Source organism: Pseudomonas sp. 43NM1 (assembly GCF_002836905.1).
Lineage (GTDB): Bacteria > Pseudomonadota > Gammaproteobacteria > Pseudomonadales > Pseudomonadaceae > Aquipseudomonas > Aquipseudomonas prosekii.
This window is the reverse complement of the sequence record NZ_MKGS01000173.1, coordinates 23616-35386: the sequence shown is the minus strand read 5'-3', so window position 1 is coordinate 35386 and position 11771 is coordinate 23616. Positions and strand designations below refer to the sequence as shown.

Sequence of the window (11771 nt, the reverse complement as noted above, 5' to 3'; positions counted from 1 at the left end):
GGGGCCAATACATTCAACATCTTCGCTGGCTGATCCACCGCTATCGCGGGCGAGCCTCGTTCCTACAGGTTTGTGGCGTGCATAAAAAATGCCCCGGATCGTGAGATCCGGGGCATTTTGGGTTACTTCAAAAACTCAGCGGTTGCGGGTCAGCAGCGCTGGTTTTTCGCCGCGCGGGCGACCTGGCAGTTGATCCAGTTGCTCAGGAGTCGGGAACCGATCGGTTTTCGACTCTTTATGGATAATCTTCGGTGCCGGGCCACGCGGGTTTTGCACGGCCGGTTCCGAACGAGGCTGATCGTCGGTGCGGGCCGGGCGGCGGTTGCGTGACTCTTCGCGACGGGCTTGACCGTCACGTGGAGCGCCGTTGCGTGGGCCGCTGCGCTTGGCTGGCGGGGTGCCGGTGGTGGCGCCGTCGCTGCTGCGCGGGCCGCTTTGGCGACCCTGAGGCTTGCCGCCGGTGCGCGGAGCACCTGCGCCAGTTGCCGCGCCTTGTGCCGGAGCACCTGGACGACGACCACGGCCCTGGGCCGGTTTGGCTTGAGGCACGTAGTCAACGCGGTTACCGAAGTTATCCACGTCATCGTCGAGGAACTCATCCGGAGCACGATCAGCCGCCGCTGCGCGTGGCGCCGGACGCTGTTGTTCGCGGGCCGGGGTGCCTTCGCGCGGCTTGTGCTCACGCGCCGGACGATCGCCACGGCCAGTGGCTGCAGGTTTTTCCTTGCCGCCCTTGTCCTTGCCTTTGTCCTTACGACCGCCGCCACCACCAGTGCCGTTCGGACCGTCGCCGCGCGGGCCACGTGGGTTGCGCGGGTTACGCACATCCGGACGCTCGCGAACTTCAGGCTTCTCGGCCTCTACAGCGCTCGAATCGAAGCCCATCAGGTCGCCATCGGCGATTTTCTGCTTGGTCATGCGCTCGATGCTTTTCAGCAGTTTTTCTTCGTCCGGAGCAACCAGCGATATCGCCTCGCCCGAACGACCGGCACGGCCAGTACGGCCGATACGGTGCACGTAGTCTTCATCGACGTTCGGCAGTTCGAAGTTGACCACGTGTGGCAACTGATCGATGTCGAGGCCGCGAGCGGCGATGTCGGTGGCGACCAGGATCCGCACTTCGCCGGCCTTGAAATCGGCCAGGGCTTTGGTGCGCGCGTTCTGGCTCTTGTTACCGTGGATCGCGACGGCGGTGAGGCCGTGTTTGTCCAGGTATTCGGCCAGACGGTTAGCGCCGTGCTTGGTGCGGGTGAACACCAGCACCTGTTCCCAGGCGCCAGCGGTAATCAGGTGCGCAAGCAGCGAGCGCTTGTGGCTGGCGGCGAGGCGGAATACACGCTGTTCGATACGCTCGACCGTGGTGTTCGGCGGCGTGACTTCGATGCGTTCCGGGTTGTGCAGCAGCTTGCCGGCGAGGTCGGTGATGTCTTTGGAGAACGTCGCCGAGAACAGCAGGTTCTGGCGTTTGCTCGGCAGACGCGCGAGGACCTTTTTCACGTCATGGACAAAACCCATGTCGAGCATGCGGTCGGCTTCGTCGAGCACGAGGATTTCCACGTGGGACAAATCGACGCTGCCTTGGCCGGCGAGGTCGAGCAGGCGGCCAGGGCAGGCGACCAGCACGTCAACGCCACGGGACATGGCCTGAACCTGTGGGTTCATGCCAACGCCGCCGAAGATGCAGGCACTGACAAACTTCAGGTCACGGGCATAGACCTTGAAGCTTTCGTGCACTTGAGCCGCGAGTTCGCGGGTAGGGGTCAGGACCAGTACGCGCGGTTGGCGTGGGCCGTGACGCTGGGATTTGTCCGGGTGACCGTTAGGGAACAACCGCTCCAGAATCGGAAGGGCGAAGCCGCCGGTTTTACCAGTACCTGTCTGTGCCGCGACCATCAGGTCGCGACCTTGCAACACGGCGGGAATGGCCCGCTGTTGCACCGGAGTAGGCTCGGTATAGCCCGCCGCCTCGATGGCGCGGACTAAAGCCTCGGAGAGACCGAGGGAAGCAAAGGACATGAGTAATCCTGTTTTAGTTAGGGCTTGGCCCAATGGGAGTCTTGCCTGGCGCGAATGGCGTTTAAGAGGAACGCAATCCCGTCCGGTCCTGCTGGGTTTCGAAGGCTCGTCTGGAGCGCTCGCGCGGGCTGAAAAGCTGCGCTGTAGCGGGGTCGAGATGCCTTGAACGATTCCGAGCGTCCGGGCGTGAGCCTGGCGGGAAGGCCGGAGTATAACAGAGCAATCACTGCGCGCCGCTTTCCTGCTGCTCAACGGTTTTACTGGGGACGGTTGAAGTGCTTTTTGCCTGCACCACCGGGTCCGGATTCGCCCCGTAACGGGCGCTCAGCTCAGCATAGGCGGGCTCGCGCTTGAATCGCTTGAGCTCGGCGCCGAAGCGCTGCACCAGCAAATCCATCCCGGCATTGCGCCGCACGGCCAGAAACTGGCTCTGATGGCTGATGATTGTCGGGTTTTCAGTGATCTGGTCGCGGATGTTCAGCTCATCAAGCAGATGCTGGCCGACTCGGCGATCAGTGATTAACAGGTCGATGCGCCCGCGCACCAGTTTGCCGAAGTTGGCTTCATGGGTCGGCGCCGGTTCGCGGGTAAACAGCGTCGAGCTGCTGAAATCCTCGCTGTACAGATAACCCGGCGAGGTGCCGATGGTCAGGCCTTTGAGTGCTTCGAGCGTGCTGAACGGGTGTGGGCGCTGGTTGGCATAGAACATCACGAACTCGACTTCCGAGAGCGGTTCGCTGGGGTAGAGCAGGGTGGCGTCGCGTTCGGCGCTGTGGAAGATGTCCAGCGCGCCGTCGGCCTGGCCGGTTTCGAGCATCGACAGGCAGCGCTTCCACGGCAGGAATTGCCATTCCACTTCGATGCCCAGGCGTTTGAAGACGATGGCGGTGGTTTCGTAGTCCAGACCCAGCGGTTTGCCGTCCTGTTCATAGACGTAAGGTGCCCACGGCTCGGTGACAATGCGCAATTTCTCGCCCCGAGCGGTGAAGCTCAGGCAAGTGAAAAGTAGCAGGGTCAGTAATTGCGCGATCAAAGGCATGGCTTGAGATTACGACGAGAAACCGTAAAGAGCCAGAAACTGCCTGCACAAGCTCTAACTCCGTGTGTTGGCGCACAAAAAAAGCGCGCTGAACGCAAAAATCGCAGCCCCGGAAGGCTGCGATCTTTTGGTTTTGCTTGGAGCTTGGAGCTTGAAGCTTGGAGCTGCGTCAGCGCGGCAACTTCAGGTTGTTCCACACTGCCAGGCTCGGTTCAGCCTGGTTCAGCGTGTAGAAGTGCAACCCTGGAGCGCCACCCTGCAGCAGGCGTTCGCACATTTCGGTGATGACTTGCTCACCAAAGCGTTGAATGCTCTGGGTGTCATCGCCGTAGGCTTCCAGCTGCTTGCGAATCCAGCGCGGGATTTCCGCACCGCAGGCATCGGAGAAGCGCGCGAGTTTGCTGTAGTTGGTGATCGGCATGATCCCCGGCACGATCGGGATGTTCACGCCCATCGCCCGTACACGCTCGACGAAGTAGAAATAGCTGTCGGCGTTGAAGAAGTACTGGGTGATCGCACTGTCGGCACCGGCGTTGGCCTTGCGCACGAAGTTCTGCAGATCGTCTTCAAAGTTGCGCGCTTGCGGATGCATTTCCGGGTAAGCGGCAACTTCGACGTGGAAATGATTGCCGGTTTCTTCACGAATGAATTCAACCAGGTCATTGGCGTGGCGCAATTCACCGCTGGCCATGCCCATGCCAGAAGGCAGGTCACCGCGCAGGGCGACGATGCGGGTAATGCCGGCCGCCTTGTATTGCGTCAGCAGGCCGCGCAGGTCGTCCTTGCTGTCGCCGACGCAAGACAGATGCGGGGCGGCCGGGACTTTGACTTCGCTTTCGAGCTGCAACACGGTGTTGATCGTGCGATCACGGGTCGAACCGCCAGCGCCGTACGTGCAGGAAAAGAAATCGGGATTGTAAGTCGCCAACTGACGGGCAGTGGCGAGCAGTTTTTCATGCCCAGCATCGGTCTTGGTAGGGAAGAACTCGAAGCTGTAGCGACGGTCTTGGGACATGGTCATATCCTTGGAAACGCGTAAGCCTTGCTTTTGTAGGAGCAAAGCTTGCTCGCGATGAACGCGCCGCGGTATCCAGGGGAAACCGTGATGATGCTATCGCGAGCAAGCTTTGCTCCTACAGATTTGCGTGTTCTGCATGAGTCCGCCCCTGCGAAAGGGGCGGACAGCAGGACCAATCAGTAGCGGTAAGCGTGCGGCTTGAACGGGCCTTCGACGGTGACGCCGATGTAGTCAGCCTGTTGCTTGGTCAGTTGCGTGACCACGCCGCCGAAACCGCGGACCATTTCCAGGGCCACTTCTTCGTCGAGTTTCTTCGGCAGTACTTCAACGGTCAGACGCTCGGCTTTCTGCGCTGGCGACAGGTCGGCGTACTTCTGGCCGAACAGGAAGATCTGCGCCAGCACCTGGTTGGCGAACGAACCGTCCATGATGCGGCTCGGGTGGCCAGTGGCGTTACCCAGGTTCACCAGACGGCCTTCGGCCAGCAGGATCAGGTAGTCGTCGTTCTGCGCATCGAAGCTGCCAGCGCCGGTACGGTGAATCTTGTGCACCTGTGGCTTCACTTCTTCCCATGCCCAGTTCTTGCGCATGAAAGCCGTGTCGATTTCGTTGTCGAAGTGGCCGATGTTGCAGACAACAGCGCGCTTCTTCAGGGCTTTGAGCATGTTCGAGTCGCAAACATTGACGTTGCCGGTGGTGGTCACGATCAGGTCGATCTTGCCCAGCAGTGCTTTGTCGATGCTGGCTTCGGTGCCGTCGTTGATGCCGTCGATGAATGGCGAAACCAGTTCAAAGCCGTCCATGCACGCTTGCATGGCGCAGATCGGGTCCACTTCGGAGACTTTGACGATCATGCCTTCCTGACGCAGGGACTGCGACGAGCCCTTGCCCACGTCACCGTAACCGATGACCAGCGCTTGCTTGCCGGACAGCAGGTGGTCGGTGCCGCGCTTGATCGCGTCGTTGAGGCTGTGACGGCAGCCGTACTTGTTGTCGTTCTTGGACTTGGTCACTGAGTCGTTGACGTTGATGGCCGGGATTTTCAGCTCGCCCTTGGCCAGCATGTCCAGCAGACGGTGAACGCCAGTGGTGGTTTCTTCGGTCACGCCGTGGACGCGGTCGAGGATCTGCGGGTATTTCTTGTGCAGCAGCTCGGTCAGGTCGCCGCCGTCGTCGAGGATCATGTTGGCATCCCAAGGCGCGCCGTCCTTGAGGATGGTTTGCTCCAGGCACCACTCGTACTCTTCTTCGGTCTCGCCTTTCCAGGCATAAACCGCGATACCGGCAGCGGCGATAGCAGCAGCGGCCTGGTCTTGAGTCGAGAAAATGTTGCAGGACGACCAGCGCACTTCGGCACCCAGGGCAACCAGGGTTTCGATCAGCACGGCAGTCTGAATGGTCATGTGGATGCAGCCGAGAATCTTCGCGCCTTTGAGCGGCTGCTCAGCGGCGTACTTGCGGCGCAGACCCATCAGGGCTGGCATTTCGGATTCGGCGATGATGGTTTCGCGACGACCCCAGGCAGCCAGGGACATGTCGGCGACTTTGTAATCGGTAAAATCTGCAGGCGTGATAACAGCGCTCATGAAGAGCCTCCATTCGTAATGTATGCGAATGGGCGCCGTTGTGCGTTTAGTGTCGGGTCATACGACCTGGCAACGCCCCATCCGAGCCTGACAGGTTTGACCTGCTGCAGCGCCCCTCGGACAGGTGGCGGGAAAACGGTAGCAGAGCAAACGTTACCGTTTTGAAACGGAGGCGATTATAGCGGGCTAAGCTGATCTTCCAAAGCGTTTATGTGGGTCAATGTCTGAACGGTAATCGAGGCCATAGTCGATGCTTGATAGAGCGCAACGGCGCGCTCTGCCATGATGGCGCCCATCATTCGGCAAGACGCTCAGGAGTGAACATGAACTTCCACACCCGCAAATGGGTAAAACCCGAAGACCTCAACCCCAACGGCACGCTGTTCGGCGGCAGCCTGTTGCGCTGGATCGACGAAGAAGCGGCGATCTATGCGATCGTCCAGCTCGGCAATCAGCGCGTGGTCACCAAGTACATTTCCGAAATCAACTTCGTCAGCGCCTCGCGCCAGGGCGACATCATCGAGCTGGGCATCACCGCCACCGAGTTCGGCCGCACCTCGATCACCCTGACCTGCGAAGTGCGCAACAAAATCACCCGCAAAAGCATCCTTACCGTTGAGCGCATGGTTTTCGTCAACCTCGGCGAAGACGGCCTGCCGGCACCGCACGGCCGCACCGAGATCAAATACGTCAAAGACCAGTTCCAGGACGAACTCGCCAGCGAGTAACTCGAGTCCTGTAGGAGCGAAGCTTGCTCGCGAAGGCGCCATTCGCGTCACCCCAAAAACCGAGGTGAACCCCTTCGCGGGCAAGCCTCGCTCCTACAAGAGCGGTTTCGTTTGGGTGGTCACTGAACAGCGCTGAGCGCCGCGTGTCGTACTTACATCACACGCCACCGGTTCGCAGCTCCAATGGACACCCAAAAAGACGGCAAGACCCCGAATCTCTCGGCGGAAGAAAAACACGAAGCCCATCGCAACCAGCCGCCACGCGCGGCGGTGCTGCATGAAATCATCAGAACCCAGGGCGATCAGGAGCTGGAGCGTAGCGTCGCGGCGCTCTGGTGGTCGGCGCTCGCCGCCGGCCTGACCATGGGCCTGTCGCTGATGGCCATGGGATTGCTCAACTCGCGACTGCCCGACGGCGAAGGCTTCAAAGTCATCGCCAGTTTCGGTTACTGCGCGGGGTTCCTCGCGGTGATTCTGGCGCGCCAGCAACTGTTCACCGAAAACACCCTGACGGCCGTGCTGCCGATCATGACCAAACCCACACTGAGCAACTTCGGTCGGTTGTTGCGGCTGTGGAGCGTGGTGCTGGTCGGCAACCTGTGCGGCACATTGCTGGTGGCTTACGTGATGTTGCACTTGCCGATTTTCGACGCGAAGACTGATCTGGCCTTCCTCGACATCGGGCGCAAGATCATGGAAAACGACGCCGGGAATATGTTCGCCAAAGGCATCATCAGCGGCTGGATGATCGCCACCATGGTCTGGATGATTCCGTCCATGGAGAGCGCGAAGATGTGGATCATCATCCTCATCACCTACCTGATGGCGCTCGGCGATTTCACGCACATCGTCGTCGGTTCGGCGGAGGTTTCGTATCTGGTGTTTGCTGGCGAGTTGCCGTGGAAGGATTTCTGGCTGGTATTTGCCGGGCCGACGCTGGCGGGCAACATCATTGGCGGCAGTTTCATCTTCGCCCTGATCAGCCATGCGCAGGTGCGCAGCGAAAGCAGTGCGCCGAAAGAAGAGGCGGATCAGGAGCCAAGCCCTGATCCGCAAAAGGACAAAAAGTAATCAATGACGCTGTTTAGTCAGTGATGCTTTCTATCAGTGATGCTTTCTTTAGTGATGCTTTCTGTCAGTGATGCTCTGCCTGCGCCGTTGGCGCAGGCTCATCCTTGGTGACGTGTTTGACCAGTTTGCCGATGCTCAAACCCTGCAACAGGATCGACGACAGCACCACGATGTAAGTGATGCTCAGGATCAGATCGCGCTCCGGGCCCAGCGGCAACGCCAGGGCCAGGGCCACCGAAACACCGCCGCGCAAACCACCCCACGTCAAAATCCGGATCGTCCCGCGCGGCACTGTGCGCCAGCGTCGCAGCAACATAATGGCCGGGGCCACGGTCAGCAGGCGCGACAGCAGAATCGCCAACGCGAGCAAACTCGCCGCCAGCACGTGCAGCCAGTTGAACGGCAGCAGCAACAGTTCCATGCCGATCAGCGCGAACAGCAGCGCGTTGAGCATGTCATCGAGCAATTCCCAAAAACCGTCGAGGTACTTTCGGGTCATGTCGTTCATCGCCAGGTTGCGGCCCAGGTTCCCGATGATCAGACCGGCGACGACCATGGCGATCGGCGCGGAAACGTGCAGCTCCGAGGCCATGGCCGAGCCGCCGATCACCAGCGCCAGGGTCAGCATCACTTCGATCTGATGTTGCTCGATGCTCTTGATCATCAGGTACACGAGGTAACCGATCAGCCCGCCGAACACCACGCCGCCAATCGCTTCGTGGGCGAACAGCATGGCGGTGGCGCCAACCGTCGGCGTTTCACCCAGCTGGGCGATGCCGAGCAACACGGTAAACACCACGACTGCCGTGCCGTCATTGAACAGCGACTCGCCGACGATGGTGGTTTTCAGCGGTTTGGAGGCGTTGGCGGTACGCAGCACGCCGAGCACCGCGATTGGGTCGGTCGGCGAAATCAGCGCGCCGAACAGCAGGCAATAGAGGAAGCTCACGTGCCAGCCGAACAGGGCAAAAATGTAATACGCGAGGCTGCCGATCACCGCCGTGGCGATCAACACACCGAAGGTCGCGAGCAAACCGATTGGCCAGCGGTAACTGCGCAGGTCGTTCAGGTTGACGTGCAGGGCGCCGGCGAACAGCAGGAAGGACAGCATCCAGTTCATCAGCAAATCGCCGAAATCGATCTGGCCGATCAACTGCTGCACGCGCTCTTCGAGACCGGGGTAACCGATGAAACTCAGGCCTTGCAATAACAGGGAAAACATCAGCGCCGTGACCATCACACCGATGGTCGGCGGCAGGCCGATGAAGCGGAAATTCACGTAGGTGAGCAGGGACGTAAGGCAAATAAACGCAGCGACAAGTTCAAGCATCCGGGGTCCTTTGGATGGGGGATGAGTTAGGCACGATGCGGGCCGTGCATGGGTTTGATGTGCCGGGCGAGGGTGAGGGCACAGGTTGGGTGGATTGAAATGGGTGATGAGATCAAGAGCCACCCCTCACCCCAGCCCTCTCCCCAAAGGGGAGAGGGGGAAAGGGAGCAGACCTTTGTGCCGTTCAAAACCTGAGTTCGACTCAGAATTTTCAGGTCGATGTAACTCGAAAGAACACCTCCGTCAGTCCCTCTCCCCAAAGGGTGGAGGGGGAAAGGGAGCAGACCTTTGTGCCGTTCAAAACATGAGTTCGACTCAGAACTTTCAGGTCGATGTAACTCGACAGAACACCTCGGTCAGTCCCTCTCCCCAAATGGTAGAGGGGAAAGGGAGCGGACCTTTGTGCCGTTCAAACCTGAGTTCGACTCAGAATTTTCAGGTCGATGTAACTCGACAGAACACCTCGGTCAGTCCCCTCTCCCCTCTGGGGAGAGGGTTAGGGTGAGGGGTGGATCCCCTGACACCCACCCATCAGCCGGACACATTGACCGCCGTCGCGCCCCGGCGTTGCAGGTAGATGTAGAAAAGCGCGGTCAGCACCGTCAACCCGCTGACCAGTGCGCCGGTCCACGGCAAGTCGGCCAGGTCCGCGCCGCTGGCAACCACCAGCCCGCCAATCCACGCGCCGGCGGCGTTGCCCAGGTTGAACGCGCTCTGGTTCAGCGTCGAACCGAGATTCGGCGCTTCATGCGCCTGATCGATGATCAGCAACTGCAGAATCGGGCACAGCGCGAAAGCGAAAATCCCCCACAGCACCAGCGTGATCGCCGCCGGAATCACCGATTGACTGGTCTGGCTGAACGCCGCCAGCACCACCAAACACGCCAGCGCCATACCCACCAGCGACGGCAACAGACGACTGTCAGCCAAGCGCCCGCCGATCATGCTGCCGGCGGTCAAACCGACGCCGAACAACAGCAGCATGACAGTCACGCCGTGTGGGCTGACGCCGGTGATGTCCTGCAGGATGGGCGCGATGTAAGTGAACACGCTGAACAGACTGGTCGACGCCAGCACGCTCATGCCCAGCGCCAGCAGCACATTGACCTTGCCCAGCACTTTGAATTCGCTGGCCAGGTTAGCCTTGTCCAGGGTGATGTCTTTGGGCAGCCACAACCACTGAGCAATGGCCGCGATCACGCCGATTACCGACACTGCCCAGAACGTCGAGCGCCAACCGGCGTATTGGCCGAGCGCCGTGCCCAGCGGCACGCCGAGCACGTTGGCCAGGGTCAGGCCGGTGAACATCAGGGCAATCGCCTGCGCGCGTTTGTTCGGCGCGACCAGTCCTGCCGCCACCACCGAACCGATGCCGAAGAACGCGCCGTGGCACAACGCGGTGACGACTCGCGCGGCCATCAGCGTCGCGTAATTCGGCGCCAACGCGCAGAGGATGTTGCCGAGGATGAACATCAGCGTCATCCCCAGCAGTGTGGCTTTGCGCGGCATGTTGGCGGTGGCGATCGCCAGGATCGGCGCGCCAAACACCACGCCCAGGGCGTAGCCGGTAATCAGCAGACCGGCGTGAGGAATGCTGACGGCGAGGTCGCGGGCGACATCGGGCAGCAGGCCCATGATGACGAATTCAGTGGTGCCGATGCCGAAAGCGGCAACAGCGAGGGCAAGCAAGGCGAGTGGCATGCGCAAGGTCTCTGTCGGTAGTCTTGACGCTGTGATCAGGCATACGCAGGCCTACGACCGATCTCGAAGAGTGCGGGCGGGGGCGTGAATTATTGGAATTAGTCTGTGCGCAACTGAGTGCGGCGTGGTCGCTTGCAGTATAAACAGCTGCGGACATATCGCGAATCAATTCTCCCGCGCTATCGCGTAGGAGCGAGGCTTGCTGTGGGGGCAAGGCTTGCTGTGGGAGCAAGGCTTGCTGTGGGAGCAAGGCTTGCCCGCGATGGCGGTCTCAAGGGCGTCATCGCGAGCAAGCTATGCTCCCACAGCAAGCCTTGCACCCACAGCAAGCTATGCACCCACAGCAAAATATGCTCCCACTCAAGCCTCGCTCCTACAGGGGCGGGGTGGACAACAAGAGGAGTCGGCCGTGCTTGCAACAGCACTGGTGTTGGTGGCGGCGCTGTTGCACGCGGCGTGGAATACCCTGATCAAGTTCAGCGCCGAGCGGCTGTTGGTGGTCGCGTGCATGGACTCGGTGGCGATGCTGTTTGTCGCGATCATGCTGCCGTTCGTGAGCGCGCCGCCGCTGGAAATCTGGCCGTGGATTCTGGCGTCGGCAGCGTTCGAATTGCTTTACCGCTATCTGCTGATTCAGGCGTATCGAGTCGGCGACCTCGGGTTGGTCTATCCGTTGATGCGCGGGTTATCGCCACTGGTAGTGCTGGCTTTGACGCTGATCTTTGCCGGCGAAGTGCTGACCGATCAACAGATCTTCGGCATTTTGCTGATCCCGCTGGGCATGCTCTGCCTGCTCTGGCAGGGCGGTGGCGGCGCGCGATTGCCGTGGTCTATGTTGCCGGTGGTGGCGCTGATCGGCCTGTGCATCGGTTGTTACACCTTCATCGATGGCCAGGCGCTGCGGCGCTGGTCGCATCCGCTCGACTATCTGGTGTGGGTCACGCTACTCAGCACCTGGCCATTCCCGTTGCTGGCGCTGGTGCGCAAACGGCCGGCGTTCAAGCTGTTCTGGCGCGAGCAGTGGCGGCTCGGGCTGACGGTCGGGTTTTGTGTGTTGTTCAGCTACGCTCTGGTGTTATGGGCGATGCAATTGGGCTCGATTGCCGAAGCGGCGGCGCTGCGCGAGATCAGTGTGATTCTGGTGGTGCTGTTCGGCATGCGCTACTTGAAAGAACCTTTCGGCCGGCCGCGGCTCTTAGCCTGTGGGTTGGTATTGGTCGGCATGCTGGTGATGAAGTTTTGACCGGCGCTCGAATTTCAAAAACTGAAGAAAGGATTGCTC

General features: G+C 60.5%; 9 protein-coding genes and 1 riboswitch. Of the genes, 3 read left to right on the top strand and 6 right to left on the bottom strand.

Translation table 11 applies throughout. The features are described 5' to 3' along the window. Nucleotides 1-135 precede the first annotated feature (135 nt). From BI292_RS21895 to ahcY, 4 genes are all read right to left on the bottom strand, one after another. Entirely contained in the window at nucleotides 136-2016 is a 1881-nt protein-coding gene (locus BI292_RS21895; protein ID WP_092276886.1) for a DEAD/DEAH box helicase, read from the bottom strand. 223 nt (nucleotides 2017-2239) lie between these two features. Further along, a complete protein-coding gene (locus tag BI292_RS21890; protein WP_101209143.1) occupies nucleotides 2240-3055 on the bottom strand; it encodes an ABC transporter substrate-binding protein in 816 nt (271 codons plus the stop codon). 169 nt (nucleotides 3056-3224) lie between these two features. Further along, nucleotides 3225-4070, bottom strand: a complete 846-nt coding sequence (metF, locus tag BI292_RS21885; RefSeq protein WP_101209142.1) for a methylenetetrahydrofolate reductase [NAD(P)H] — start codon at nucleotides 4068-4070, stop codon at nucleotides 3225-3227. Nucleotides 4071-4249: 179 nt separating this feature from the next. Further along, nucleotides 4250-5659: an adenosylhomocysteinase gene (gene ahcY, locus BI292_RS21880; protein ID WP_101209141.1), complete on the bottom strand. Its 1410-nt coding sequence runs from the start codon at nucleotides 5657-5659 to the stop codon at nucleotides 4250-4252. A gap of 23 nt (nucleotides 5660-5682) precedes the next feature. Next, nucleotides 5683-5783: riboswitch (S-adenosyl-L-homocysteine riboswitch) on the bottom strand. Between the two features lie 199 nt (nucleotides 5784-5982). On the opposite strand from ahcY, the gene BI292_RS21875 reads away from it, so the two are divergent. After that, nucleotides 5983-6387, top strand: coding sequence for an acyl-CoA thioesterase (locus BI292_RS21875; RefSeq protein ID WP_092276898.1), 405 nt, complete (start codon nucleotides 5983-5985; stop codon nucleotides 6385-6387). Nucleotides 6388-6570: 183 nt separating this feature from the next. Next, nucleotides 6571-7458, top strand: a complete 888-nt coding sequence (locus BI292_RS21870) for a formate/nitrite transporter family protein (protein ID WP_092276901.1) — start codon at nucleotides 6571-6573, stop codon at nucleotides 7456-7458. A 64-nt stretch (nucleotides 7459-7522) separates the two neighbouring features. On the opposite strand, the gene BI292_RS21865 is transcribed toward BI292_RS21870, so the two are convergent. Next, nucleotides 7523-8788, bottom strand: coding sequence for a sodium:proton antiporter (locus BI292_RS21865; protein ID WP_101209140.1), 1266 nt, complete (start codon nucleotides 8786-8788; stop codon nucleotides 7523-7525). A gap of 531 nt (nucleotides 8789-9319) precedes the next feature. Further along, on the bottom strand, nucleotides 9320-10489 hold the full coding sequence (locus BI292_RS21860; protein ID WP_101209139.1) for an MFS transporter: 1170 nt from the start codon (nucleotides 10487-10489) through the stop codon (nucleotides 9320-9322). 409 nt (nucleotides 10490-10898) lie between these two features. Between BI292_RS21860 and BI292_RS21855 the strand changes: the two genes are divergently transcribed. Further along, nucleotides 10899-11732, top strand: coding sequence for an EamA family transporter (locus tag BI292_RS21855; protein ID WP_101209138.1), 834 nt, complete (start codon nucleotides 10899-10901; stop codon nucleotides 11730-11732). Nucleotides 11733-11771: the final 39 nt, after the last annotated feature.